This window comes from Mucilaginibacter sp. 5C4 (genome assembly GCF_034345625.1).
In the GTDB taxonomy this organism is placed as follows: Bacteria; Bacteroidota; Bacteroidia; order Sphingobacteriales; family Sphingobacteriaceae; genus Mucilaginibacter; species Mucilaginibacter aurantiaciroseus.
On the sequence record NZ_CP133775.1, the window covers coordinates 2,870,828 to 2,897,355 of the forward strand.

Here is a 26,528-nt window from a genome sequence, read left to right on the forward strand (position 1 = left end):
TGTGTAATATATATACGGGTTTAAACGGCTTTTTTAGCTGTCAAACTTTTCTAAAAGCTTAAGCAGCGTTTCAAAATCCTTTGGATAAGGGGCGTGTACCGTAATATCCTCGCCTGACGGCAGCTTAAAACTAACTTCATAAGCGTGCAAAGCAAAACGTTTCATGATGGGCAATTCCTCCTGGTCTTTACCTAAAATGTATTTACGTTTTATCTTTGAAAGAAAAACAGGCTGGCCTTTATACATTTCATCGCCTGCAATTGAAGCCCGCTGCGTAGCCAGGTGGATCCTGATCTGGTGCATACGGCCTGTAACCGGGCGGCACTCTACTAATGTATAATGTTTAAAGTATTTTAGTGACTGGAACCAGGTTTCGGCTCGTTTACCTTCCTGGCGGCTAATAGTTACGTTTCCTTTCCCCACGTTAAGAATAGGCAGATCGATCAATAAGCTTTCGAAAACATGCGTACCATCGATTACCGCGTGATAAACCTTTTTCACCTTACGCCTTTCAAACTGCATGGATACCGTACGGTAAGCTTCCGGGTTTTTGGCTACAATGAGCGCCCCTGAGGTTTCTTTATCCAGGCGGTGGCAGATCTGTGCATCATCGGTATATTGCTTAGCCAGGCGCAGCATATTTATCTCGCCACCCTCGCGCTCATCCAACGAACTGATGAACGGCGGCTTGTTAACCACAATAACATCATCGTCTTCAAATAGTATCAGGTCGGCAAACTTTGGAAACTTCATAGCCGGTAAAAATACGGTTAATTAAATTAATTGTGGTATAGGTGTTAAACATCGCTTTGCAAGTTTACTCACCCCGACTACGCTGCGCTGGTCAACCTTCTCTGCTTCGCAAAGAGCGTAAAAACAACGGTTGCCGATTTCCACTTATAGACTAAAATATATTCTTCACTCTCTTTGCGAAGCAGAGAGGGTCGCGCACAAAGTACCGCGGGGTGAGTTACCTAGGCGTGTTTATTACCCCTTCTCCTTCGGAGAGAGCTGGGATGAGGCTGAAACAAATTTTATTCAACAATGTTAATCACCTAATATTCATCATCTACCTAAAACAAAACATCATGAGCACAAAAAAAACACAGCCCGATGAAAAAGGCTTTTTCGAAAAGATAAAAGAAACCATTGAAGAATTTTGGGATGGCACCAAAGAAACTGCCGAAGACCTTAAAGACAAAGCGGAACACAAATTTGAAGATATCAAAGAATCGGTAACGGCTAAAAAAGCGACGGACACCAAAAAATTTGCCTCAGCTAAAATCACTGTCGTAAAAAAAGCTACCGCAGCTAAAGCAACCGTAGCCAAGAAAGTTACCGACACTACCGATAAAGCTAAAAAAGAAGCAACCGCTGTAAAAACTACTGCCGCTACCAAAGCAAAAGCAACTACCGCTTCTGCTACAAAAACTGGTACCGATGTAAAAGCCAAAGCTGGTATAAAAGCTAAAGGAGTTACTACTGAGGCCAAAACCAAAGTTGATGCTATTAAAAAAGCGGCTGCGCAAAAAATTGCCGCTGCTAAAACTGCCGCTACAAAAGCGACAACTACAGCAAAAAAAAGTAGCCGTGGTTAAATAAGTGGTACGGGTTATAAAACAAAAAAGCCTCCGTTAGTGTTAACGAAGGCTTTTTTTATCCTTCGAATTTGTAACCAACCCCTTTAACGGTAGATACACAATCGTCTCCAAGTTTTTCGCGCAATTTGCGTACGTGCACGTCAATAGTACGGTTGGTAACCACTACCGAGTCTTCCCAGATGTTTTTAAGGATCACCTCGCGGGTATATACCTTGCCGGGTTTTGAAGCCAGCAGGTACAGTAACTCAAATTCTTTTTTTGCTAATACTACCTTAGCGCCTTTTTTGTAAACCAAGTATGCTTCGCGATCAATTACAAGATCGCCAATTTCCAGTTTATTGTCGGTAACTTCTTCCGGCGGTGCGTTACGGCGAAGGATAGCGTTGATACGGCTAACCAGTGCACGTGGCTTAATAGGTTTAGCGATATAGTCATCGGCACCTACGTTAAAGCCTGCAATTTCCGAATATTCTTCGCTGCGGGCGGTAAGGAACACCATAAAGGTATTTTTAAATTCGGGCATGGTGCGCATAATGCGACACGCTTCGATGCCATCCATTTTGGGCATCATTATATCTAAAACGATCAGATCGGGCTGGGTGCGTTTGGCTTCGGCAACAGCTTCCTGGCCGTTACGTGCCGAATATACCTGATAACCTTCTTTTTTAAGGTTATACTCAATCAGCTCTAAAATATCCGGTTCATCGTCAACAATTAATATCTTCTGTTTGCTGGTGCTCATGTATATTTAATTTTGCATAAATGTATAAGCTTAATAGAAGCTAACGGTTAAGCCAATATTAACAAATTGTTAAATAGCACCATAAGTTAACCTTTAATTCAGGTTATTTAAATGTTTTCTTTAAAAACCCTTCAAGGTCGGATCCTGTAACATTTTTTGCAACAATATTTCCTTGCGGGTCAATGATGAAGTTTGATGGGATAGCTTCGATGTGGTAAAGCTTTTCTGTTGGGCCGTCAAAGCGCTGTAAGTCTGATACATGCGTCCAGCTTAAGCCATCGGCATTAATAGCTTGTTTCCAGTCTTTTTTCTCGATATCTAAAGAGATGCCCAGGATGTTAAAGCCCTTTTCTTTGTAAATTTTGTATTGCTTAACCACGTTAGGGTTTTCCTGGCGACAAGGGCCGCACCATGATGCCCAAAAATCAAGCATCACATACTTGCCTTTATAGTCGGATAGTTTTACCTCTTTGTCATCAATGCTCTTAATGGTAAAGTCGGGTGCTTTGTGGCCTACCGAGATAGGTTTTACAGCGGCCATCTGGCGTAAAAAGGTTTGCACGGCAGGGTTATCTTTAAATTCATCCTTAATATCATCAGCGTAAGCAACCATTTGCTGCTCGTACTTGTATTGATCTAATGATGTTGCGGCGTAGAAACCTGCAAGCGATTTTTTGTTATCGCCCACAAATTTTAAAACCTCGGTGCTGTAGTCGGCAATGTTTTTCTGGAATTGCGGGATATAGATCTTCAATAACGAATCGGACTCTTTACCCAACGCCGCCGATTTGTTAGTATACTCGTCAGACAGCTTGCTGTTCTTAGCACCGTAAATGTTGCTTATTTTATTGAACTCCTTAATTTTTTCAGAAGTTTCAGAACCACTAATCTCGTAATCGTGGTTAACGTTAGCGATGTCTGTTTTGAAGGTGATGGCGTCACCATTCTTTGCCACAAAATCGTAGATATTGCCGCCGATGCGCAGTTTGTACAAATTAGCGTATGGCGCCGAATGTTTAAAGGTAAAATCTTTACCGGCGCTAACGTCCGTTGAATCTATTATACTCACCTGGGCGCTATCTGCAGCTAAAAGGTAAACTTTTTTAATGCTGACGGGGTTTTCCAACTTACCCGAAATGGTAAATGTGGTAGCCTGCTTGCAAGACGAAATAGCGAACACTGCCACAAATGTCAGGCAGGTAACAATACGGTTTTTCATGATCTTTATTTAGATTCTAATTCTTTTATTAAAAGCTGATTGGTTTTTTGCGGGTCTATCTTTCCTTTCGATAGCTTCATCACTTCGCCCATAAACAAGCCTAAAACGCCCTTTTTACCCTTTTGGTATTCTACAACCTTGTCGGGATATTTTGCTAAGGCCGCGCGGATAAATTCGTCAACCTCATTGGTGTCTTCGCTGATCAGCAAATTTAGTTCTTTAGCCAGTTGGTCGGCAGTTTTGTTATTTCCTTTCAACATTTCGGGAAATAATTTTTGCGCGGCTACCGAATTGTTCACTTTAGCCTCATCAACCAGTTTAATTAACCCGGCTAAGTTTTGTGCCGATAACTTAAATTCGGCTATGCTGATGCTATTATCATTAATGTAAGATCTTACCGCACCCATCACCCAGTTAGCGGCAGATTTATAGTTGGCAGTGTGTTTTATTAACGCTTCAAAGTAGGCGGCAAATTCTTTATCGGCAATGATAACCCCGGCATCGTAATCCGACAGGCCAAGTTTTGCAGTGTATTTTTCAAACAGCTCATTTGGCAATGCCGGCATTTTATTGCGGATGTCTGCCAGTTGGGTTTCAGTTATTTGAACAGGCAATAAGTCCGGCTCGGGGAAATAGCGGTAATCGTTCGCCATTTCTTTGGAACGCAGTACGGATGTTTCGCCGGTATCTGCATTAAAGTTCAATGTATTTTGGTCAATGTGGCCACCTGCTTCTATCACTTCTACCTGGCGTGCAAACTCATGCTCGATGGCACGCTGCACGTTACGTATAGAGTTAAGGTTCTTCACCTCGCAACGGTTGCCATATTCAGCAGCGCCTCGTAAGCGTACAGATATATTGGCATCGCAACGCATGCTGCCTTCCTCCATATTACCATCGCAAATATCAAGGTAACGCAATAAACGGCGTACCTCGGTCAGGAACTGGCCGGCCTCTTCGGCACTGCGCAGATCGGGCTCGGATACAATTTCGATAAGTGGTACCCCTGCCCTGTTCAGGTCAATAAGCGAATAATGGTCGTGCTGATCGTGCGAACTTTTGCCGGCATCATCCTCCATGTGAATGTGATGGATGGCGATGGTTTTTGAAGTACCGTTAGCCAACTTTACAGTTACACTACCGCCCAGGCAGATCGGCTGCTGATCTTGCGTGGTTTGAAAACCTTTGGGCAGATCGGCATAAAAGTAATTTTTACGGGCAAAGGTGTTTTGCAGGTTGATGCTGCAATTACAGGCCAGGCCCATTTTTACGGCATACTCTACCATGCGTTTATTAATGCGCGGCAACGTGCCGGGGTGCCCCAGTGAAACCGGACTAACATGATGGTTTGGTTCGGCGCCAAATGCTGCCGAATCTGATGAAAAAGCCTTACTTAAAGTGGATAACTGCGCGTGAACCTCTAACCCAACAACCAACTCGTATTTATCACTCACGCCGCTTTCTAGAACTGCCATATTATATATTCAGCTGTTATTCAGCATTGATGAAACATGCCAAATATAGTTTATATATCTATTTTTCATAGCTATTTTTTGAAATGGATTTGCACGGCGAAAACAATTTGTTAAACCTTTTATTTAATGAGGTGTCTGTTACTTTAATCGTTACAGAATTCCATGCACTTACAACACATATTATGAAAAGAACAGTTTTGGGAATGCTTGCCGGGATGTTCATCCTTGCAGCATCAGTAACCCCTTCAAAAGCGCAGGTGAGCGTTAGCCTTAACATAGGCACCTGGAGCCCGCCTGTAGAATATGCCGATGCCAATTATTATTACCTGCCGGATGTGAATAGCTATTATTATGCACCAACACATCAATACATTTATTTGAATGGCAACAACTGGATCTGGAGAAACACCTTACCGCCCCGCTATAATTATTACAACATCAATAATGGTTATAAAGTGGCTGTATATAGGCCCAACCCATACCACTATTACAGCAGCGACCGCGTTAGATATGCACGATACCGCGGCGTAAGGGGTGGCATTATCCGCGACAGGTATTACCGCCCGCATAAAACCATTGTGAACCGCACACGCTATGTAAACCGTGGCCCAGGTAGAGGACCCGGACGTGACTGGAACCGTGGACCGGGAAGAGGACAAGAACATGGCGGTGGCCGCGGAAATGGCGGCAGTAAACATGGCGGTGACCGTGGACCGGGTGGACACGGTGGTGGCAATGGACGACACTAACTGATAAAAGCAGAACGACCGCCTAATAAGGCGATCGTTCTGCTTAAAGTATGTAGTAAGTTGATTACTTAGCTTACAAAGCTTTTGGCTTTAGCCAGCGCATTATCAATACCACTTAAATCGCTGCCGCCCGCTGTAGCGAAGAATGGCTGACCACCGCCACCGCCTTTAACTTCTTTAGCAAGCTCTTTTACGATGTTACCGGCATGCAGGCCTTTATCTTTTACTAAAGTTTCATCTATCATTACGGTAATGCTTGGTTTGCCGTTGATATCGGCAGCCAATACCAGGAACAGGTTTGGAACAATATCTTTCAAATGATAAGCCAAAGTTTTAACCGCATCGGCATTTGGCAGCTCCACCCTTTGGGCGATGAAGTTGATACCGTTGATCTCTTCCGCAGTTATAGCCAGCTGATCTTTTAAACCGGATGCTTTCATCAGGACTGCTTTCTCCAGTTCCTTTTTCATGCGGTTGTTGTCCTCTATCAGGCTTTCGATGCTTTTTGAAAGGTCATTCGGGTTCTTTAAAAGGTCTTTTAAGGCTTTTATTTGGCGTGCCTGGTTTTGGATATAATCTTGCGAGTGGTAACTGGTAATAGCCTCGATACGGCGCACACCTGCGGCTACAGCGCTTTCGCCTGTTATTTTGAAGAAGCCTATTTCGGCGGTGTTTTGTACGTGGGTACCACCACAAAGTTCCTTGCTGAATTTATCATCAAAGGTTATTACGCGTACATAATCGCCATATTTTTCACCGAACAGGGCTGTAACGCCGCTTGCTATGGCATCGTCGTAACGTACACTGCGCTCTTCTTTTAAAGGGATAGCCTCGCGCACTTTTTGGTTAACGATGCGTTCTAATACTTCTATATCATCATCCGTAACCTTGCTGAAATGTGAAAAATCGAAACGCAACTGATCCGGGTTTACTAATGAGCCTTTTTGGTTTACGTGCTCGCCCAGGGTTTCTTTTAACGCGGCATGCAGCAAGTGTGTTGCCGAATGGTTAGCATTGGTCATGATGCGGTTACCCATGTTGATGGCCGCCTGGAAACGGGTTGGCATAGGGTTTGGTAATTCCCATACTTTTTGCTCGCCTGTTTCCATGTTATAATATGGCGAAAGGTTAGCGTAATGAATAATCAAGCCATTCTCTTTCTTGGTATCAGTAACCTCAAAATTCAGGTTGCCTTTGGTTTCATCGTACCATTCGCTCATTAAGTTACCGGTATCGCCCACCTGGCCGCCACCTTCCGCGTAGAAGGGTGTGCGGTTCAGTACGATCTGGTATTGCTCTTTACCTTGTGTGGTTACCTTGCGGTATTTTAAGATTTCGGCCTGCGTATATAATTCATCGTAACCCACAAACTCGGTACTATCGCCACCTCGAAGTACTACCCAGTCGCCAGCGCTAACAGCGGTTGCAGCGCGTGAACGGAGTTTTTGGGTTTGAAGAGCTTGTTCAAAGCCTTCCATGTCAACTGCAAAACCTTGTTCTCGAGCCATTAATTCGGTTAAGTCAATTGGAAAACCGTAGGTATCAGACAGTTCAAAAGCATGCTCTCCTTTAATTTTTCGACCGGTGGGTATATCTTTTATTGTGCCCTCAGGATATTCCACACTTGTTATAGAGGCAAAAACAGAGGTCAACTCATTAAACCTTCTAATACCAGCAGATAAAGTTCTAAGAAAAGCAACCTCCTCCTCCAAAATCACCTTCTGCACAAAATCTTTTTGTGAGTATAACTCATCAAACACACCTTTAAACTGTTCGGCCAGTAATGGCACTAACTCATTAAAGAATGGTTCTTTAAAATTTAAGGTTTGGTAGCTATAACGTACCGCACGGCGTAAAATCCTGCGGATAACGTAACCTGCTTTATTACTTGCAGGCAATTGTCCATCGGCAATAGCAAAGCTAATGGCACGGATATGATCTGCCAGTACGCGCATGGCCACAGCATCAGCCCAATCCGCATCGCCGGGTTTAGCGGCACTGTTATATTTTTTACCGCTTTTCTCTGCAATGAATTGGATCATCGGTTGGAAAACGTCGGTATCGTAATTTGAACTTTTGCCTTGCAACACACGCACCAAACGCTCGAACCCCATCCCGGTATCCACGTGCTTGGCCGGCAACGGGTGCAACGAACCATCTTTAATACGATTAAACTGCATGAATACATTGTTCCAGATCTCTATCACCTGGTCGTGATCGGCGTTAACTAAAGTAGCACCGCTAACCTCCGCACGCTCATTATCCGGGCGACTGTCAAAATGGATCTCCGAACAAGGTCCGCAGGGGCCGGTTTCGCCCATTTCCCAAAAGTTATCTTTTTTATTGCCGGGCAAAATATTCGCTTCATCTACATATTGTTTCCACAGTTCGTAGGTTTCGGTATCTTTTTCAAGTCCTTCTTTCTCGTCGCCTTCAAAATAAGTTACGTAGAGGCGGCTCTTATCCAATTTGTAAACTTCGGTCAATAACTCCCAACTCCAGTCAACAGCTTCTTTTTTAAAGTAGTCGCCAAAGCTCCAGTTACCCAGCATCTCAAACATAGTGTGGTGATAGGTATCAATACCCACCTCTTCCAAATCGTTATGTTTACCGCTAACGCGAAGGCAGCGTTGGGTATCGGCCACGCGTGGGGCTTTTGCAGGGGCTTCGCCCAAAAACACATCTTTAAACTGGTTCATCCCTGCGTTGGTGAACATGAGTGTGGGGTCGTTTTTTACAACAATAGGTGCGCTTGGCACAATTATGTGGCCTTTAGAAGCGAAAAAATCAAGAAAAGCCTGGCGTATTTCTTTAGCGGTCATAGTGTGCAAAGGTAGAAAATTGTCTGAACCTGAATTAATAGAATTTTGGAATTAACTGAATTGATCATACATGCAAAAGGCGGAGAATAAATCACCGCCTTTTATATGTATAACCGCAATGATTATTTCTCAAGAAGGATCTTTTGGTTGTTAAACGCAAAGGCGGCGTCAACCAGTTCGGTAACCAAGGGCCAGTCGGCGGCTTTTTCGAAATTACCAGCATAAACACGGCTAACTATAATACTTAACACATTACCCTTAACTGTGGCCGAAGAGGTAAAAGAACCTGTTTTATTAGCTTTTTTGGTATTTAATTCTTCCACTCCCTTTGCCTGGTATCCTTGCGGTATGGCCAGGTTTATTTTAAAAGTAAGGCTGCGTGCGGCAGGCATATAAATATCAAGCGTACGCTTCCTGTCATTTTCATCTAACTGAACAAAACTGCCTGTAAGTTTACCAGCATCTAGTATATAGCTGTTACCGGCTTTTTTAACGAGGTTATTAAGTATCACCGTTGATGAAAACTCAAACACCGGTTTGTTATTTTCGAGGGCGGGATTTATCACTTTATAGTCGCTTATTTGCACGGGCTCCTGCCCAAACTGCTCTTGCGCTTCGTCCATAAAGCTTTTACGGACCTCTACCTGTGATTTGCCCATACCACCTAAAAAGGCATCTGCAGATTTTTTGGTTTCGTAATTTTTTGAAAGTCGTTTGGCAAGCGGGGCCCCTTTTACCAGTTCCATCAGGCCATTATCGATATCCATTGCGCTCAGCAGGCTTTTCTGGCCATCGTGGCGCATGTAGCCGGTTTGCTTTACTAATCGCTGCACTTTTAACTTTTGCATATCGGCTAGTAAAGATACTTCAACTTTTACCTCAACATGGTTTTTGTCGGCACTTACCATTGGGATGGTTGTGTTCATTTCATCAAACACATACTTGGTGGCGCTTTTACGCTTAGGCACAAGGCTAATAGCCTTTTCGCCCTGGAACTTCGCCGGTATCTCGTTAAAATGGGTTACAGCATCGTCAAAGCACATATATAATGGCTTGTTACCGTTGCTTATGCGAATCACAGCATCAAGGTCAGAAAAATTGAAAACGTTATCCAGACTACTGGTATTTCGCGAGCAAACCAACAGCACTTCATGTACAATATCCATATCTGTTAAAAGGCGGCTCATATTTATGGTAGCTATGGTGCCTTTTGCTGTACGATAGTTTAACGCTTTTAAATCATCCACGTCATCCTTATCAAAATTGCCAAATAAGCGCAGCTTCCAGGCGTCATATAAAATCTTCATTGAACTATCAAGCGGCGCTGCCTTCAGGTTTTTCTTACTGTCAAAATAATCTTTCATGATCTTTTTAGGCTCTTCATCAATGGGGTTATTTACCTCGTGAAAAAAAGTTTGGAAAAGCTCTTTGTTAGCGGTAAGGCCGCCGGCCTTTGCAGTGGGGTTACCCATGCTCATCATTTTTGATTTGGCAGCGCTGCTTATCTCGATATAAGGGTATTGGCGATATACCGAAACCCATTTTTGGCTTTGATATTTAGGCAGTTCCTTCTTGCTCAGTTTATAAACCAGGTCGCCATTAGGCAGGGTGCTTTCCTCAAGTTTGGGCGCACCATTAGCAGCTATGTAGTAAACTGAAGTTTTACTGTTAAATTGAAAATAAAGCGAATAGTTAAGTATGGGGTATTCATCTGCCAATACATAAACCTGGTCATTCTTTTTGTAAGAATCTTCCATGGCATTTTCCGACAGATCGTTATTGCTGATGTAATAATCTAATATATCACCAACCTGCAGGCCGGGTATTGCAAGCTTTCCTTTCTGATCTTTTCCGGTATTTTTCAACAACACCTCTTCTCCGGTATTCACTACGGTTTCCTGCCCGCCCGGTTTAATTATTTTAGCGCCAATGTAGGTGTTATGCACATCATTGATTTTAGCGATAAGGAACGACATGCTTTTGTCCAGCTTTTTTTGATACTCAAGAGTTGAGTAGCGTTCCAATGCAGACTTATCGTTTATTTTAACGCGTTCGTGCAGGGTTGATACCCTGGTAACCCGATTGGCAATACTAGCCGTTACAATCAGGAATTTAAACTTTAAATTAGATGTACGCTGTATGTTATACGATTGCGCTAATATTACAGCACTTTCGTTAGCATATTTAGCCGGCACCTCTTTTAAACTAAATTCAGGCGTGGCGTTACCCCACACCGTTTTTTGTATCTCGGCGGCTTTTTCGTTATAGCTTTGCGCATAAACTGCGCTACAGGTAGTTATTAAAAAGGATAATAAGAGTAAAGGTTTTTTCATTCAGAAATAGGTTTTATAGTTAGTGCGTCGTTATATGTTTTGACCAATTGTTCAATATCCGCATTCCACTGAGCAAAGCCGGTTTTGGGCAAATGCGTGTTTTTTATGATAATGCTTTTTTTGTAGGTGACCTTATCGCCTGCGGGCACATACTGCACATGAAACTCGTAATTGGGGTTCACAATTTTTAAAGCTGCCGGCAACGAAGCAACTTTATAACCTTGGGGTATAGCCAGTTCTGCATTGCGTGTTAGGTTTTGCCTGTGGCTAAACCAGTAATCGTGCCGGCGCTCGTCGGTTTTGATTGCACCATTTATAAATTCCTTAGTGTTATCCAAATCGATATAGTAGGTTTTGCCAAACAATGAAATGCCATTTTTGGTGGTTAAAGCGTAAGTAGCTGTTAAATCTTTATCGGGGTTACTTGTACCTGATAGTGCGAGGTTGGTTACCTTATAATCGTTGTTATCGCCCGACAGGTATCTGACCATGGCGTCTTCGGTCTTTTCGCGTTTTATGCTGTTTATACCTGTAAGTATCTCTTCTTTATCCTCGCCTTTCCAAACGTAATTAACCGTACCTGTTATAGCACCGGCTGTAATAGATAGTTTTGATATTTGTGCGTTAGCGTTTTGCCCTGCAAGCGCAACGGGCACTTTAGTAAGTTGATATTTTTCGCCATCTTCTATCAGGATCTGTCTTCCCTGGATACGTTCTGCATATTCATCAAACCCAAGGTAGCTTTCGGTTGCATCCAAAAAATAGGTTTTGCCTTCATAATTAAGGGCGCATATCATGTGGTTATCAACCGCCAGCGATGGGGTTTGATAATCATAAGCTATATGTTTAGTACCCAGCCAGCAAAGCCGGGCATCATAACCGGCTGCTGTTAGCAAAGCCTTGGTAAGGTTTGCCATTCCTTTACAATCGCCATATTTTTTGCGTAATACTTCGTCGGCATTCTCGGGTTTAAAACCGGCCATACCATCTTCAAAAGCAATGTATCTGATGTTGTCCTGCACGTAGTAAAATATCGCTTTTATTTTTTCGATATCGTTAGTTTGCCCGCCGGTAAGCTCTTTAGCCTTGGCTGTTATTGCGCCCTGATCTGCAATGGTGTTTTTAATGAGACTATGATACCACTTATACTGATCGTCGAGCGTGTTAAAGTAAGTAAAGGTTTTGCCGCCAACCGTTGCCGATTTGCACAGCACCATTAAATGCGGGTACAGGTACGTTGGGCCGGGGCTGTTGCTTTCTTGCTTGGTAGCCGGCAAATTTTTAATAGTAAAAGTAATTACATCGGCATCTTCGCCGCTAATGTATTGTGTACTTTTGGTGATATTAAAACCGTTAAAGTTGTACTCTTTAAGTTCCACTTTCATCCAGCGGGGCACCTTTACAACAATTTGTTTTTGGTTTACAACATAACTTTCAGAAAAACCAATATTGGTAAAGTAACGCGGGTCATCAACCGTTTCGGCAAAAGTAACTACACCAAGCCCACCCTTTTTAGGAATAATTAGGGGGAAATAACAGATCTTTTGATCGGAGTAGAAAATATCATCGCTGCCATAGTAAGTGTAGGTTGGCTTAAAGCCCCAGGGGATGCGTCCATCAACCTTACATTCAACATTAGTTATGGTAAAGTGGTTATTATAGCCTTGTACCACCGGCACGCTGGCCTGGAAGTTATTGGCAATATAAGTAGTGGTGAGCTTTTGCTTTATCTCTACCGATGCGGTTTTTGTGTTATAAACAAATTGGTAGTTTTCTATTGCCGAACTAATAGTTACAACAGAATCTGCCGTATTACTAAAAGCAATTTTGACAAATAATATGCCTATGGCACAAAAGGTAAAGGTTTTAATCATAACTTAATTAAGTTACTAAAATAATACATTTTATAGTTTTGTTGAAATAGAATTTGATCCCTGCCATTATGAATAGGTATTTGTAGCTTTATGATTAATTGTTTTACGCTTTAAGCACTTGCACACTTACTTACTAAAATACTACATTTGTACATGCCTTACAAAGACCGCGAGATCAACAAAATGTATTATACCATGGGCGAAGTATCGGCCATGTTTGATGTTAACCAGTCGTTGATACGTTTTTACGAGAAAGAATTTGATGTATTGCAGCCAAAAAAAAACAAAAAGGGCAATAGGTATTTCACCCCCGAGGACCTGGAGAACTTTAAAATCATCTTTCATCTGATTAACGACAAAGGCTACACCCTGCAAGGCGCTAAAGACCACTTGAAAACCAACATGGGCGATACCCGCGATAGCCAGCGCGTGATAGATTCGTTGGAAAGCATGAAAAAATTCCTGTTGGAAGTGCGCGACCAGTTGTAATTATTCTATTTTTATGCAGCCCCACCCAAACCCTCCCCGGAAGGGAAGGCTTAAATAAAAAAGTCTCCCCCGCTTGGGGAGATTGAGAGGGAGCTGAATACTAAACCTATGATTGCTAAGCACAAGGGCGAAATACCCGTTGTAGTATTACTACTCCCCTTTTTAGCAGGCATCACCGGCGCGCTTTTCTGTTTAAATACATCTGATGGTATTGTTTTAGCAGGGCTGATAGTACTAACACTATTATTCGTCGGGCTGAACTTGGCTTACAGCCAACTGCGCGTTTATAAAGCACGCTGGCTTGGCGGGGTACTGCTTTATTCCATTTTGTTTTTACTGGGTTGGTTGATTACGTTTGAACATAATGAACTAAATAAAACTAATCACTTCAGTAAAATATCAGCCCGAAAGCTTGTTGCCTTTATCACATCAGAACCTAAAGTAAAAGACGACCTGGTGCGCTTTACGGCTGATGTTAAACAAGTAATAAACGGTAACCAGGCAAGCAAAGCCAGCGGCACTTTACTTATTACCATTAAAGATGAGTTGGCTAAAAATATGTTCTATGGCGAGCAGTTACTTATCCCCGCAAATTACTCGGCAGTCGACCCGTCTTTTAACCCAGGCGAGTTTAATTATAAGCAATACCTGGCCAATAAAAATGTTCATTACCAGGCGTTCTTGTATCCAAAGCAATATAAAATCATCTCCACGGGGAATGGCAATCCTGTTATTGCTTATGCGCTTAAGACCAGGCAAAACCTGGTAGACAAATTCAAGCGTAATATGCAGGATACTACAGCCATCGCGGTAGCATCCACTCTGATACTGGGCTACAAGGCCGATCTGAATAACGATGTGTTGCAGGCCTATTCTAAAACGGGCACAATCCATATTCTATCGGTATCGGGTGGGCATGTGGCTATTATTTATTTACTATTGGGTTGGATGCTTGGCTTTCTGGATACATCCAAACGTGGCAAGATCATCAAGGCTGTTGTAATTGTCATCTTGATATGGGTTTACGCATTGCTCACAGGCTTTTCGCCGGCGGTTTGCAGGGCCGCGGTGATGATCAGTTTGGTTATCACCGGTAAAACTTACAGCAGGTACATTAATACGTTAAACTTACTGGCGGCTTCAGCTTTTGGCCTGTTACTATATGATCCGTTTTTACTGACGGATGTAGGTTTCCAACTGTCGTACCTTGCAGTTGCCGGGCTGGTTGTTTTCCAGCCAATAGTTTATGAGTGGTTTAGCGTTAAGAATAAATGGATAGATAAGATCTGGCTGGCCTGCTCTGTTTCTATTGCCGCGCAGGTAATTACGTTTCCGTTGAGTGCTTATTACTTTCATCAGTTCCCGGTTTACTTTTTGGTGAGCAATTTATTGATAACCATTCCTATCATCATCGTCATGTACAGTGGCTTGCTTTTGTTGCTGCTGCCGCAATTGCCTTATGTATCTAAAGCCCTAGGATATGTGTTGGAGCAAAGCATATTGCTAATAAACAAAGCCCTCGCTTTTATAGAACATTCGCCCTATGCCAGTATTGGCAAAATATGGTTAACAAAGTTTGAACACCTGTTGTTGTACGCGATCATCATCCTCCTGTTTTATTACTTATATGACAAAAAAAAATGGCTGATAAAAGTGACTTTGGTTTGTGTGCTTATATTGTGCATAAGCATCAGCCTTAAAAAACTTAAAGCCGATACATCCAGCACCATTACCTTTTTAAACCTGCGAAAACATGCCGGCATCGTATTTAAGAACGGTAACCAGGGCGTGGTCATAAGCGATCTGCCTGAAATGGACAAATACTTTAAATATGCTATACAGCCGGGGCTTGATAGCAACCGAATAACGGATTATAAGGTTTATAATACAGCCGATAATATTCGTAAGCCTTATTTAATAAAGCAAGGCAACTTCATTAGCTTCCAAAATAAAAAACTACTATTGTTAAACGATAGCAGTAAAATAAAGTCTATCCCCCAGCAATTGGGTATCAATTATTTATTTGTGAGCGGTAACGCATTTTTAGATACAGCTTTAATGAAGAATAAAACAGTTATTATTAATGCTGATAATTCAAACAGCTACATTACCGAATTTAAAGACAGGGTAAAGCCGATACAAGTGAATTATAATATATTAAAACGTAACAAATCGGTCTGTATCGTATCTAATCCACATAAATAATTAAAAAATATCTTAAAAAAGTTTGCACACGAATTAATTACACACTAAATTGTATCCATCAAATTAAAACTATGAAGAATAAATTATTTACTGTTGCCATGGGTATAGCCCTAACCGCAACAGCTATTAGCGCCAGCGCGCAAAAAGTTTATAAAGAGGGCATTGCTACCATAAGCATGAACGCTATGGGCCAGTCTATCGAAGCAAAAAATTACTTCAGGACCGACTCATCTGCAGTTGCTTTTAACTCGGGGCCTGCTGCTATTAAGGTTTTAACAGACGCTAAAGGCACTTACATGGCTATTATGGTTGACGTACCTGTAGCTTCCATAAAAAAAGCGGCTATTGCTACGCCTGCCGAAGTTGAAGAACAAATGTCAAAAATACCCGTACTTGATTTTAAACCGGGTACCGAAACTAAAGTTATCAATGGTTTTAACTGCAAAAAAGTTATTGCTACAGATCCTAAAACAAGCAAATCTTACGACATTTGGGTAACTAACGATGTTTCGTTGCCTGTAAACTCAGCATCTAAATTTTATGCTAAAGCAGGTGGTTTCCCTATCCAGTACGTAACTTTCCAAAACGGACAGGCATCTGAGGTTACTATCAAAAGTATTGTAGAGCAAAAAGTGCCTGCAGGTACATTCAGCGTTCCGGCGGATTTTGATAAGATCTCAATGGACGACCTAAAATCTATGGGCGGCGGCGGCAACTAAGCCAACCCGTTATAGTGTTAAAGCCCGGTAGTTTTTAATTACCGGGCTTTGTTTTTTAAGCAGATTACAAAGATATTCTGCAAATTCATTAATTCAGGAAATTTTTGTTCAGACTAATTCTGACGATAAACTGTTAACCCATTGTCCAAACAAGCGGGTTTCCATATCAACGGCCTTTTGCGCGTGGCCCTCCCAATCTGGCGAGAACTTTTGCAACTGGTTTATCATTTCTTCCAGGTGGCCTTCTTCTTCCAAGATAATCGATTTTACGTTCACCTTGCTGCCAACGGCATCAAGCGCGTTTTGGTAAATTGGATAAAGTTCATCGGCACGTACCTCTATAGCGTAGGTAACCAACAGGTATGCCGCAAAACGTAGTTCGGAGCCGGTTAAATGCATTTCCTTTTTAAGGTAACGGCAAACATCAATATCCAATTGGTTCAAGTAATACTTGCTGAAAGCAGGTGCTATCAGGTATTCGGCAGAATAGGTTGGCAATTCTTTACCTGTTTTTTCTATCTGTTTTTTTAGGTAGAACGCGTGGCGATGCTCTTCTGCAGCATGCTTTAATATGATGTAAGTAACCGTTGCAGGGTCTTCACTTGCGGAGATCTTACGGGCTCCGGTGTTCTCCATTAACGATAGCGTATTTAACCAACGCGCGTGCAGCTGGTTATCGGCAATTATTTGGGGTAATATTGTATTTAGTTCCATAGTTTAGATCTCATCGAGGGCTTGCCTGATGGTGGTGTAAATGTAATCGAGTTCGGTATCAGTAATGCAATATGGGGGTAAAATGTAAATTATATTCCCAAGGGGCCTTAAAATTATGCCCTTATCTAAAAAGTAGTGATACAATTTATCGCGCAGGCCGCTAAAATATGACGTATTATTCCCCGTTTCCCATTCCAGCGCCAGGATTGTACCTGTTTGGCGGGTGGTTTTTATGGATTTATGCCCTTTAACTTTTTCGGCAAAGGCTGTGTGTTTGGCAGTAATACGGTCAATATTTTGTTGGGTTGATGGCTCAAGGAACAGATCCAGACTGGCCAAAGCTGCAGAACATGCTATTGGATTAGCCGTGTATGAATGCCCGTGGAACAGCGTCTTCATTTTATCGTCAGACAAAAACGCATCGTAAATTTCCTGCGTACAGGTTGTCAACCCAAAAGCCATGGTGCCGCCTGTAAGGCCTTTAGAGAAACACATAATATCGGGTTGTGTTTGTACATGTTCGCAGGCGAAAGACTTGCCAGTGCGGCCGAAACCGGTGAACACTTCATCGGCTATCAGCAAAACACCTTCCTTTTGGCAATGCGCCATCAGTTCATCCAGATACTTTGCCTCGTACATGATCATCCCGGCAGAGCCTTGCACCAATGGCTCGAAAATAAAAGATGAGATCTGAGATTTGAGACTTGAGATTTGAGATTTAAGAGCGTCGATATTACTCATATTCGGCAGGTCAATAAACTCCACCTCAAACAATAGGCTATCAAAAGCAGCTGTAAAGGCGCTACGCCCACTTACCGACATGGCGCCGAATGTATCGCCGTGGTAAGCATTCTTAAACGCGATTATCTTGGTGCGCTGCTCGCCTTTGTTGTGCCAGTATTGCAGGCACATTTTTATAGCAACCTCTATAGCGGTAGAGCCATTATCAGAGTAGAATGCTTTGGCTTGATTATTTGGTAGGATAGCAAGTAAACGCTCGGCCAGTTCAACTGCTCCGGGATGTGTAAAGCCTGCGAAGATAGCATGCTCCAGAACCGTTAACTGTTCGGCAATTTTTTTGGCGATGTATGGGTGCGAATGCCCGTGGATGTTAACCCACCACGATGATATGGCATCTATATATTTTGTACCGTCTTCGGCATACAGGCAGGTGCCCTCGCCCCTAACAATAGGGATTGGCGGCTGCGCCGTTTTCATTTGCGTATAGGGGTGCCAGATAACTTTTAGATCGCGTTCGGCTAAGTTCATATTGTTTTTAATAATAGATCGGCAACATACTGGTCGGTTGGGAAGGTAAAAGCATCAACGTTAAGCTCACTCAGCTTTACCCAGCGGAAAGATTGTAAGATATCGCCTTCGCCCTCAAAGTCGAACACCTCAATTTTGGTGGTAAACCTTAAGTCGGATACTGCCTTCACCAGGTAATAAACGCTGATGATCTGCGAATCGTTAAAGGCCGATTTTACAAAGAAATCGGTAGTATAAAAATGACTGGTCACTTCTACCTCTGTATTGCATTCTTCAACAAACTCGCGTTTAAGGCCTTCTATCAACCCCTCACCATACTCTAACCCACCACCGGGGAACTTAGTAAAGCGGAAGCCATACTCCTGCTCATCGCTTATCAAAACCTCATTGGTTGCGTTTATGAGCAGGCCGTAAACACGTACGTTGAAAAACATGTTATTCATAGTGCTTTTTGTTGCGCATTACTTTATCCATCGTCCAGGGGATATCCTCTGTTTTGGCCTCGCTCCTTATGGGGCAATTTGGCATGCTGCAGTAGTGGCAGCAATCCGGCAGGCATGGGTCGGTATGAATAAAAAATTCGGTCAGGATATCTGCATTTTTATTCACCAGTTGTTCTACCAGTTTCACTTCCTCGTGCACCCGGTTAAGGTCGAAATAGTTTGGTAAAGTAAGGTGGCAATCTATGTGCAGTTCGTTGCCGTATTTTTGAGCGCGCAGGTTGTGAATGTCTATCCATTCTTCGCGGCGTTGTTCGCCTAAAACAGTAACCACATCGCTTACGATGTTAAAATCGGTTTCGTCCATTAACCCGGCAACAGAACGGCGGATCAATTTGTACCCGGTAAATAATATATAAAAACCAACAAGGATAGACAGCACACTATCCAGCCATAATATCTTAGTAAAATATATCAGCAGCAAGCCTATGACAAGACCGCAACTGGTAACGGTATCTGTTAATAAATGATGCCCGTCGGCTTCAATAGTAATAGAACGTAACAATTTCCCCTTACGGATCATATAATAACCTAACCCGCCGTTGATAGTGCCGGTTACACCTATAATAATGGCACCCAACAAAAGATCATGAATAACCTCGGGATAAAATATGCTATAAGTTGATTTCGCGATGATGATGACACCCGCAATACCTATCAAAGCACCCTCTATAAATACGGAAAAATATTCGACCTTACCATGGCCGTAGGGATGGTTTTCATCGCGCGGTTGCGATGCCAGGTAGATGCTGAAGAACGCGAAAGAACTTGCCACTACGTTTACAATACTTTCGGCAGCGTCGGTTAGTACAAAGTTGGAGTTTGTTAAAAAATACGCGCCAAATTTCATCACCATCAGCACAACACCGGTGATTAGCGACATTAAAATTATCCTTTTATGTTCCTTCAAAACCCAACCTTTTTAGAGAGGCCAAACTTACGGAAATTTCACCTTGCCGTTCGGTTAAAATTGCAACATGTTTAGTTTAGAATGGTTCTGATACAGTTTATTTATTGCAACACATTTCGCAATTCGCCCATAACTAAACATTTTAGGTATAGTTTATAGATATCGCAAAAGGTGTGTAAACTAATTTTCTATATTTGCCGCAGTAACAAAAACAACAATATGAGCGCATTAAGTAACAGGATAAACAACCTGTCAGAATCCCAAACCATTAAGATGGCTAAAATGGGCCGCGAATTGGCTGCTAAAGGTGTAGATGTAATAAGCCTTAGCTTTGGCGAGCCCGATTTTCATACCCCCGAGCATATTAAGGAGGCCGCTAAAACGGCAATGGATAAAAACTTTACTTATTATACACCTGTAGCCGGTTACCCGGACCTGCGCAAGGCCGTGGTTGGTAAGTTAAAGACAGAGAACAACCTGGATTATACCGATACGCAAATTGTAGTTTCTACCGGCGCTAAACAGGCCCTTGCCAACACCGTATTGTGTTTGGTTAACCCCGGCGAAGAAGTTATTATCCCTACCCCTTACTGGGTTTCGTATTCTGAAATTGTAAAGCTTGCCGAAGGCGTAAGCGTTTTTATTGAAACCACAGTTGAAAGCAATTTTAAAATTACTGCAGAGCAATTAGAGGCGGCTATTACGCCTAAAACTAAATTGTTCATGTTCTCGTCTCCTTGTAACCCTACCGGCAGTGTTTACAGTAGAGAAGAGTTGGCGAGCCTGGCTAAAGTATTTGAAAAATATCCGGAGATCTATATCCTGAGCGATGAGATCTACGAACATATTAACTTTATTGGCGGCCACGAGTCGATTGCCCAGTTTGAGAGTATTAAAGACCGCGTGGTGATCGTAAACGGATGGTCGAAAGCTTTTGCCATGACCGGCTGGAGGATTGGTTATACCGCCTCAAACAGTGAAATTGCTGCCGCATGTGATAAGATCCAAGGCCAGATAACATCAGGTACATGCTCTATCACCCAAAAAGCCGGCGTTGCCGCTTACACTGGTGGTTTAGAAACCGTTCATCAAATGCGCGAGCAGTTCCAGAAACGCCGCGACCTTGTTTATGGTTTGCTAAAAGACATTCCGGGAGTTACCGTGAACTTGCCCGATGGCGCGTTTTACTTCTTCCCTAACGTCACCTCATTTTTTGGTAAAAGCTTTAACGGCAAAACCATTAACGATGCTGATGAATTGAGCATTTTCTTATTAGAAGAAGCACATGTTGCTACCGTAGGTGGTGATTCGTTCGGCGATAAAAAATCTATCCGCATTTCTTACGCAGCTGCCGAAGATAAATTGGTAGAAGCTGTAAATAGGATAAGGACAGCGCTGGCTAAATTAGTGTAGTATTCTGAATCGGAATTTACTGGACTAAAGGATTTTCAGAATGCTGTAAATTCTGAAAGTTTGGACAATCCTGATTCAAACCAAATAAAAAAGCCCCTCGCCAAATTGACGAGGGGCTTTTTGTTAAGTAGAATTTCGGCAATATTATAAACCGAAACCGTAAGCTATACGTAAACCAACTGTACCAAAGTTATTACTCTGGCCTGAATAATTCTCGTAACGAACACCTACATCCCATTTTTGAGAAGCGTAACCAATTCCAGGTGACGCAATTAATTTTGTATTTTTACTTAACCCTTCTGTGTCTTGACCTTCAAGTGCTCCAAAAGTTTTAGTTTCAAAACCCGCACCAACTTCAGCACCAAAATAAAGATTTTGAGTAAAAAATGCCTTAACACCCAATTTTATAGGTATCATACCATACGAAGCTGTTTTAATATTGGTATTACCAAGTTCTTTACCAAAAAAGTTGTAGTAACCTGATGTTAAAGTTAAAGCCAAATTATCAGCTAATCCATATTGTAAACGTGCGGTACCACCTACACCAACATTAGAGATATCATGTAGATTACCCGTTGGTAGTAAACCTTCCACACCTAAACCTAATCGGAAGGCACTTTTTGGAGTAGATTGTGCAATAACATTTGTGCCGATAAATAAAGCTGCTGCTGTAAAAGCAACGGCTATAATTTTTGTCATTTTTTTCATTGTCGTGTTTTTTAGTAATACAATTATTAATTGTGATACACGGCAATAATCAAATACTCTGCCAATTGGCACAATTTAACGGTTAAATGATTTTGGAGTGACACATAAAAACACTTCATTATAGCTAATTTAAAGCCTTATGTGTTGATAATCAATATAATTTTGACTTTTAAACCGCCGTGGTCAAATAATGTTAAAAAAAGTTATTTAACATTTGTGAACAACTTTAAAAAGTGTCGGTTATTTGCTAAAAGTGTAGTTTTTATGGATTTTAGGACGATTTTTTCAAAGCAAATTGCGGCTGGTGTTCAGATTTGGCATCATAAAATTATTCCATACATGAAAAAGCCCCCGTTGTAACGGAGGCTTTGTAATATTATGATTCGGGATCTATTTCAGGATCGGGTTTGTAGTTCTTTTCCATTTCGGCGAGTTTAGCATCTCCGTAAGCGAATTTAGTAATGATGTAATACAACACCGGCACTATAAAAATAGCCAGCGATGTAGCCATCAACATCCCACCGAAAACTGTCCAGCCAATGGTCTTTCTTGACTCGGCACCGGCACCTGATGCAAATAGCAATGGTAACACACCCAATATAAATGCCATCGATGTCATGATGATCGGTCGTAAACGAAGCCTTACCGCTTCCAGGGTCGCTTTCTCGAGGTTCATCCCCCTATCCACACGCTCCTTGGCAAACTCTACGATCAGGATGGCATTTTTGGCTGCCAAACCTATCAACGTTATCAAACCAATTTGCGCGTAAACGTTGTTGGTTAAGCTTGGTTTAAACATCAGGAACAGGATCGCACCAAACGCACCCAGTGGCACAGCCAACAGCACCGAGAACGGTACCGACCAGCTTTCATACAGCGCAGCCAGGAACAAGAACACAAAGCCTATCGAAAGTGCAAATATGTAAATGGTTTTTGAACCCGATAACAACTCCTCGCGGCTTAAGCCCGAAAACTCGTAACCATAACCCTGCGGTAGGGTTTGCGCAGCCACTTCTTTTAAGGCTGTAATAGCATCTCCGCTACTAAAGCCGGGCTTAGTGCTACCGTTTATCTCCGCAGAGCGGAAAAGGTTGTAATGCGATATTAAGGGGGCGTTCTCAATAACCTTGTAACTGGTTAATGTGCTTAATGGCACCATTGCACCCGCATCGTTACGTACAAAGTACTGGCCTATGTTTGCAATATTGGTACGATAGTTTGTATCGGCTTGTGCCACCACCCTAAAGTTACGGCCGTATACGGTAAAGTCGTTTACATAAGCACTACCCATGTAGGTTTGAAGGGTAGCATTCACATCAGAGATCTTCACACCTAATTTCTTAGCTTTTTCCCTGTCAATAGTTAACTGGTAAGCCGGTGTATGCGCACCAAAGAAAGTAAATGCTTTCGCAATTTCGGGGCGTTTATTAACTGCGGCCACAAACGTGTTCAATACCTTTTCAAACTTCTTGATGTCGCCGCCTGCCTCTTTTTCCTGTAATATGAACGAGAAACCACCCGTGTTACCTAAACCCGGAATTGCAGGCGGAGAGATAACAACTACATTGGCCTCTTTAAACTTAGACAGTTTTTTCTGTATGGTTGCGATAACACCGTTTAGCTTGTCTTCGTCTTTTGTACGTTCTTCCCACGGTTTAAGCTGCACAAATATGGTTGCACTGTTGCTTTTTGTTGCAAAGTTAACCGCATTTAACCCACCCAACGCGGCGTAGTGGTTAATAGCATGTACGGTTTTAAGCGTATCCATCATTTCGTGCAATACGGCTACGGTACGCTCTGTTGATGAACCTTCAGGCAAATCGTAAGTTACATAGATACGGCCTTCATCCTCCAGCGGTAAAAAACCCGATGGTTTCTTTCTGAACAGCAATACCGTGCCTATAACAATACATAGCAATATAATTACCACAAATTTGGAGTTTTTTATCCCCTTATCTACCGCGTTACGGTAGCGGCCGGTAATCCTGTCAAACCACTGGTTAAATTTGTAGAACAGTTTATTTAATCCTGTCGATTTCTCATCAATTTTATGCGGGCGTAATAATATGGTACACAATGCAGGTGTAAGCGATAAGGCTACAAATGCCGAGATCAATACCGAAATAGCAATAGTGATCGCGAACTGTTGGTACAAACGGCCAACAATACCCGGCACAAAACCCACCGGTACAAACACCGCAGCAAGGATCAATGCGATAGCGATAACCGGCGCCGATATATCTTTCATGGCGTGGTGGGTTGCCTCTTGCGGGCTCATTCCTTTCTCATCCATGTAATGCTGCACGGCCTCTACCACTACAATGGCATCATCCACCACGATACCAATGGCCAGTACAAAACCGAATAGCGTAAGTGTATTAATAGTAAAGCCTAACGGCACAAAGAAGATGAAAGTACCCACTATAGATACCGGGATAGCCAGTACCGGGATAAGCGTTGTACGCCAGTTTTGCAGGAATAAGAATACCACCACAATCACCAGGAACAAAGCTATAACCAAAGTTTCTATAACCTCTTTAAGGGACACTTTTACCACCGTAACCGATTCAAACGGAACCACGTAATCAATATCCGCAGGGAACGATTTTTTAAGTTCATTCATGGTAGCGGTTACATTATCAGCAGTTTCGATAGCGTTACTGCCCGGTGCCTGGTATATTAACAGATAGGATGCCCTTTTACCATCAACAAACGAGTTACCCGCATAATTAAATTTACCAAGTTCTACACGTGCAATATCTTTCAAATGCACTACAGCGCCAGTTTTCGGGATGGTCTTCACCACAACATTCTCAAATTCCGCCTTATCTGTTAAACGGCCTTTAACCAGTACACTGTACTCAAAGGTTTGCCCCTTCATTTGCGGTGTTGCACCTACCGTACCGGCAGCTACCTGTGCATTCTGTTCAGCCAAAGCAGCCGTAACATCTGCCGATGTCATGTTCAGGGCAGCCAGTTTATCCGGCTTAAGCCAGATACGCATACTAAAGTCATCGGCACGTGTAAACACGTCACCCACACCTTTGGTACGCAGTAGTGCATCCTTTATAAATACGTTGGTATAGTTATCTGTAAAGGTAACATCGTGCGATCCTTTTGGCGAGTACATGGCCACCAGCATCAAAATACTTGGGTTACGTTTACGTACTATCATACCCAAGCGCTGTACCTCTTGCGGCAGGGTTGGCAGGGCTATACCTACACGGTTTTGCACATCAAGCGCGGCGTTATTAATATCGGTACCAACTTCAAAGTTAACGGTCATGCTCATGGCGCCGTTACCTGTGCTGTTACTTTGCAGGTAGGTCATACCGGGGGTACCATTCACCTGCACTTCTACAGGTGTGGCAACGGTTTGCTCAACCGTTAAGGCATCAGCACCGGTATAGGTACCTGTTACCTGCACGGTAGGCGGTGTAATTTCGGGGTATTGCCCTATCGGGAGGCTCGACATGGCCAGCAACCCAACGATCAGTATAACAAGTGATATTACTATAGCGGTTACCGGGCGTTTTATGAAAGTATCTGCGATCATTATATATGTCTTTTGCTTAAAATATTCGGGATATGCCCCATTAAGTAGCTATCGTAAAAACGCGTTTATTATTTAGCAGCCGGGGCTCCACCTGCACCAGCCGGCGGGCCAAGCGTTATTTTACCACCATCGCGTAAGCGCTGGAAACCTTCGGTTATAATTTTATCACCCGGTTTAACGCCGTCCATAATAACCACATTGCTTTGGATGCGGGGACCCAATTGCACTTTCACCTGCTTCGCGATGGTATCTTGCGACACAAATACAAAAAACTCGCCCATTTGCTCGGTAATGGCTTTATATGGGATCTGCACGCGGTCGCCCGAATTATCGTTCAACACCTGCAACACACAGCTCATGCCATCCTTCAATTGATCGTCAGCATTAGGGAACTGGATCCGTACTTTAATGGTACCTGTCTGGTCGCTAACGCCACGGTCAATAGCGAATACTTTACCCGGTTTATTAAATATAGTACCATCTGCAGTTTGCAATAGGAAGGTAATATCGGTACTTGCTTTTTGCAATTTGTAAAAGCGGTTTATGTCCTGCTCGTTTATCACCACGTCAACACCAATTGGGTTGCCTGTTGATATCGTGTTTAATAAGGTAGTACCCGGTGAAACCTGTGCACCTAATTTAACCTGCGAAATACCAATACGGCCCGTAAACGGCGCCCTAATGGTAGCGTAAGAAAGATCGGTAGCGGCCGACTCAACCCCTGCCTGCGCTACAGCAACCTGGCTGCGGCTGATTTCGTAAGAGGCAGTAGCCTGGTCAACCGTTTGGCGGGCCACAGCGTCGTTCTTCAACAGCATGTTATAGCGGTCAATATCTTTTTGTGCTTTGCTTAGGTTTGCATTGGCACTAAGCAGGTTTGCTTTGGCTTGCTCATAAGCGGCAACATATTTACGGCGGTCTATTTCATATAAAGGCTTGCCTTTTTGTACCACATCACCTTCTTTAAAAAAGATGCCGGTTATAAAACCACCAACCTGGCTGCGCAGCTCAACAGAGTTAAGTGCGGTAACAGTGCCCTGGTATTTATCATAGTAAATCGCGTCGGCTTTTTTAGCCTCTACAACATTTACAGGTGTAGGCGGCTGGGCAGCGGCGGCATCCTTTGATTTTTTGTCACCGCATGACGATATGGTTATTAATGCGATGGCGGCGATGGTATAGGTATATCTATTTTTCATTATAAGTGAGTGTCGGGTGATTTCGTGATTA

20 protein-coding genes are annotated in these 26,528 nt (G+C 42.7%); 6 read left to right on the plus strand and 14 right to left on the minus strand.

The features are described from left to right. Positions 1 to 33: 33 nt before the first annotated feature. Entirely contained in the window at positions 34 to 753 is a 720-nt protein-coding gene (locus RHM67_RS13480; RefSeq protein ID WP_322227301.1) for an RluA family pseudouridine synthase, read from the minus strand. Between the two features lie 335 nt (positions 754 to 1,088). On the opposite strand from RHM67_RS13480, the gene RHM67_RS13485 reads away from it, so the two are divergent. Then, positions 1,089 to 1,598, plus strand: a complete 510-nt coding sequence (locus RHM67_RS13485) for a hypothetical protein (RefSeq protein ID WP_322227303.1) — start codon at positions 1,089 to 1,091, stop codon at positions 1,596 to 1,598. A 58-nt stretch (positions 1,599 to 1,656) separates the two neighbouring features. Here the strand turns inward: RHM67_RS13485 and RHM67_RS13490 are convergent, their stop codons facing one another. The 3 genes from RHM67_RS13490 to gatB form a co-directional block, all read right to left on the minus strand. Beyond that, the gene (locus tag RHM67_RS13490) at positions 1,657 to 2,343 is read right to left on the minus strand and encodes a response regulator transcription factor (RefSeq protein WP_322227305.1); all 687 of its coding nucleotides are present in this window, start codon (positions 2,341 to 2,343) and stop codon (positions 1,657 to 1,659) included. A gap of 103 nt (positions 2,344 to 2,446) precedes the next feature. Next, positions 2,447 to 3,562: a TlpA disulfide reductase family protein gene (locus RHM67_RS13495; RefSeq protein WP_322227306.1), complete on the minus strand. Its 1,116-nt coding sequence runs from the start codon at positions 3,560 to 3,562 to the stop codon at positions 2,447 to 2,449. A gap of 5 nt (positions 3,563 to 3,567) precedes the next feature. Then, the gene (gene gatB, locus RHM67_RS13500; protein ID WP_322227307.1) at positions 3,568 to 5,037 is read right to left on the minus strand and encodes an Asp-tRNA(Asn)/Glu-tRNA(Gln) amidotransferase subunit GatB; all 1,470 of its coding nucleotides are present in this window, start codon (positions 5,035 to 5,037) and stop codon (positions 3,568 to 3,570) included. Between the two features lie 182 nt (positions 5,038 to 5,219). Here gatB and RHM67_RS13505 point away from each other — a divergent pair, with 182 nt between their 5' ends. Continuing rightward, positions 5,220 to 5,786: a hypothetical protein gene (locus tag RHM67_RS13505; protein WP_322227308.1), complete on the plus strand. Its 567-nt coding sequence runs from the start codon at positions 5,220 to 5,222 to the stop codon at positions 5,784 to 5,786. A 68-nt stretch (positions 5,787 to 5,854) separates the two neighbouring features. Here RHM67_RS13505 and alaS read toward each other — a convergent pair whose 3' ends face one another. The 3 genes from alaS to RHM67_RS13520 all read right to left on the minus strand — a co-directional run bounded on the left by alaS (position 5,855) and on the right by RHM67_RS13520 (position 12,815). Continuing rightward, positions 5,855 to 8,608: an alanine--tRNA ligase gene (gene alaS / locus RHM67_RS13510; protein WP_322227309.1), complete on the minus strand. Its 2,754-nt coding sequence runs from the start codon at positions 8,606 to 8,608 to the stop codon at positions 5,855 to 5,857. A 122-nt stretch (positions 8,609 to 8,730) separates the two neighbouring features. Continuing rightward, the gene (locus tag RHM67_RS13515) at positions 8,731 to 10,941 is read right to left on the minus strand and encodes a hypothetical protein (protein ID WP_322227311.1); all 2,211 of its coding nucleotides are present in this window, start codon (positions 10,939 to 10,941) and stop codon (positions 8,731 to 8,733) included. After that, on the minus strand, positions 10,938 to 12,815 hold the full coding sequence (locus tag RHM67_RS13520; RefSeq protein WP_322227313.1) for a transglutaminase-like domain-containing protein: 1,878 nt from the start codon (positions 12,813 to 12,815) through the stop codon (positions 10,938 to 10,940). The genes RHM67_RS13515 and RHM67_RS13520 overlap by 4 nt, the downstream gene beginning before the upstream one ends. Before the next feature lie 153 nt (positions 12,816 to 12,968). On the opposite strand from RHM67_RS13520, the gene RHM67_RS13525 reads away from it, so the two are divergent. From RHM67_RS13525 to RHM67_RS13535, 3 genes are all read left to right on the plus strand, one after another. Further along, complete coding sequence (locus tag RHM67_RS13525; RefSeq protein ID WP_252757217.1) at positions 12,969 to 13,304, plus strand: MerR family transcriptional regulator; 336 nt, start codon at positions 12,969 to 12,971, stop codon at positions 13,302 to 13,304. 108 nt (positions 13,305 to 13,412) lie between these two features. Continuing rightward, entirely contained in the window at positions 13,413 to 15,509 is a 2,097-nt protein-coding gene (locus RHM67_RS13530; RefSeq protein ID WP_322227314.1) for a ComEC/Rec2 family competence protein, read from the plus strand. A 71-nt stretch (positions 15,510 to 15,580) separates the two neighbouring features. Continuing rightward, entirely contained in the window at positions 15,581 to 16,228 is a 648-nt protein-coding gene (locus tag RHM67_RS13535) for a DUF4412 domain-containing protein (protein WP_322227315.1), read from the plus strand. Positions 16,229 to 16,336: 108 nt separating this feature from the next. Here RHM67_RS13535 and RHM67_RS13540 read toward each other — a convergent pair whose 3' ends face one another. From RHM67_RS13540 to RHM67_RS13555, 4 genes are read right to left on the minus strand one after another with little or no spacing between them, the layout of a single operon-like run. Next, positions 16,337 to 16,942, minus strand: a complete 606-nt coding sequence (locus RHM67_RS13540; protein ID WP_322227316.1) for a hypothetical protein — start codon at positions 16,940 to 16,942, stop codon at positions 16,337 to 16,339. A gap of 3 nt (positions 16,943 to 16,945) precedes the next feature. Beyond that, on the minus strand, positions 16,946 to 18,211 hold the full coding sequence (gene bioA, locus RHM67_RS13545) for an adenosylmethionine--8-amino-7-oxononanoate transaminase (RefSeq protein WP_322227317.1): 1,266 nt from the start codon (positions 18,209 to 18,211) through the stop codon (positions 16,946 to 16,948). Then, entirely contained in the window at positions 18,208 to 18,654 is a 447-nt protein-coding gene (locus RHM67_RS13550) for an NUDIX domain-containing protein (RefSeq protein WP_322227318.1), read from the minus strand. Before RHM67_RS13550 ends, bioA begins: the two co-directional genes overlap by 4 nt. Continuing rightward, on the minus strand, positions 18,647 to 19,621 hold the full coding sequence (locus RHM67_RS13555; RefSeq protein WP_322227319.1) for a cation diffusion facilitator family transporter: 975 nt from the start codon (positions 19,619 to 19,621) through the stop codon (positions 18,647 to 18,649). The genes RHM67_RS13550 and RHM67_RS13555 overlap by 8 nt, the downstream gene beginning before the upstream one ends. A gap of 219 nt (positions 19,622 to 19,840) precedes the next feature. Between RHM67_RS13555 and RHM67_RS13560 the strand changes: the two genes are divergently transcribed. Further along, a complete protein-coding gene (locus RHM67_RS13560; RefSeq protein WP_322227320.1) occupies positions 19,841 to 21,034 on the plus strand; it encodes a pyridoxal phosphate-dependent aminotransferase in 1,194 nt (397 codons plus the stop codon). Between the two features lie 144 nt (positions 21,035 to 21,178). Here RHM67_RS13560 and RHM67_RS13565 read toward each other — a convergent pair whose 3' ends face one another. The 3 genes from RHM67_RS13565 to RHM67_RS13575 all read right to left on the minus strand — a co-directional run bounded on the left by RHM67_RS13565 (position 21,179) and on the right by RHM67_RS13575 (position 26,497). Beyond that, a complete protein-coding gene (locus tag RHM67_RS13565) occupies positions 21,179 to 21,742 on the minus strand; it encodes a hypothetical protein (RefSeq protein ID WP_322227321.1) in 564 nt (187 codons plus the stop codon). A 376-nt stretch (positions 21,743 to 22,118) separates the two neighbouring features. Next, positions 22,119 to 25,298: a multidrug efflux RND transporter permease subunit gene (locus RHM67_RS13570; protein ID WP_322227322.1), complete on the minus strand. Its 3,180-nt coding sequence runs from the start codon at positions 25,296 to 25,298 to the stop codon at positions 22,119 to 22,121. Positions 25,299 to 25,366: 68 nt separating this feature from the next. Next, the gene (locus RHM67_RS13575) at positions 25,367 to 26,497 is read right to left on the minus strand and encodes an efflux RND transporter periplasmic adaptor subunit (protein WP_322227323.1); all 1,131 of its coding nucleotides are present in this window, start codon (positions 26,495 to 26,497) and stop codon (positions 25,367 to 25,369) included. Between the last annotated feature and the right edge of the window lie 31 nt (positions 26,498 to 26,528).

What these genes read in the sequence shown, in the direction of transcription:
- RHM67_RS13480 (WP_322227301.1), bottom strand. Translation starts at nt 753, where the DNA reads ATGAAGTTTCCAAAGTTTGCCGACCTGATACTATTTGAAGACGATGAT.
- RHM67_RS13485 (WP_322227303.1), top strand. Translation starts at nt 1,089, where the DNA reads ATGAGCACAAAAAAAACACAGCCCGATGAAAAAGGCTTTTTCGAAAAG.
- RHM67_RS13490 (WP_322227305.1), bottom strand. Translation starts at nt 2,343, where the DNA reads ATGAGCACCAGCAAACAGAAGATATTAATTGTTGACGATGAACCGGAT.
- RHM67_RS13495 (WP_322227306.1), bottom strand. Translation starts at nt 3,562, where the DNA reads ATGAAAAACCGTATTGTTACCTGCCTGACATTTGTGGCAGTGTTCGCT.
- gatB (WP_322227307.1), bottom strand. Translation starts at nt 5,037, where the DNA reads ATGGCAGTTCTAGAAAGCGGCGTGAGTGATAAATACGAGTTGGTTGTT.
- RHM67_RS13505 (WP_322227308.1), top strand. Translation starts at nt 5,220, where the DNA reads ATGAAAAGAACAGTTTTGGGAATGCTTGCCGGGATGTTCATCCTTGCA.
- alaS (WP_322227309.1), bottom strand. Translation starts at nt 8,608, where the DNA reads ATGACCGCTAAAGAAATACGCCAGGCTTTTCTTGATTTTTTCGCTTCT.
- RHM67_RS13515 (WP_322227311.1), bottom strand. Translation starts at nt 10,941, where the DNA reads ATGAAAAAACCTTTACTCTTATTATCCTTTTTAATAACTACCTGTAGC.
- RHM67_RS13520 (WP_322227313.1), bottom strand. Translation starts at nt 12,815, where the DNA reads ATGATTAAAACCTTTACCTTTTGTGCCATAGGCATATTATTTGTCAAA.
- RHM67_RS13525 (WP_252757217.1), top strand. Translation starts at nt 12,969, where the DNA reads ATGCCTTACAAAGACCGCGAGATCAACAAAATGTATTATACCATGGGC.
- RHM67_RS13530 (WP_322227314.1), top strand. Translation starts at nt 13,413, where the DNA reads ATGATTGCTAAGCACAAGGGCGAAATACCCGTTGTAGTATTACTACTC.
- RHM67_RS13535 (WP_322227315.1), top strand. Translation starts at nt 15,581, where the DNA reads ATGAAGAATAAATTATTTACTGTTGCCATGGGTATAGCCCTAACCGCA.
- RHM67_RS13540 (WP_322227316.1), bottom strand. Translation starts at nt 16,942, where the DNA reads ATGGAACTAAATACAATATTACCCCAAATAATTGCCGATAACCAGCTG.
- bioA (WP_322227317.1), bottom strand. Translation starts at nt 18,211, where the DNA reads ATGAACTTAGCCGAACGCGATCTAAAAGTTATCTGGCACCCCTATACG.
- RHM67_RS13550 (WP_322227318.1), bottom strand. Translation starts at nt 18,654, where the DNA reads ATGAATAACATGTTTTTCAACGTACGTGTTTACGGCCTGCTCATAAAC.
- RHM67_RS13560 (WP_322227320.1), top strand. Translation starts at nt 19,841, where the DNA reads ATGAGCGCATTAAGTAACAGGATAAACAACCTGTCAGAATCCCAAACC.
- RHM67_RS13565 (WP_322227321.1), bottom strand. Translation starts at nt 21,742, where the DNA reads ATGAAAAAAATGACAAAAATTATAGCCGTTGCTTTTACAGCAGCAGCT.
- RHM67_RS13570 (WP_322227322.1), bottom strand. Translation starts at nt 25,298, where the DNA reads ATGATCGCAGATACTTTCATAAAACGCCCGGTAACCGCTATAGTAATA.
- RHM67_RS13575 (WP_322227323.1), bottom strand. Translation starts at nt 26,497, where the DNA reads ATGAAAAATAGATATACCTATACCATCGCCGCCATCGCATTAATAACC.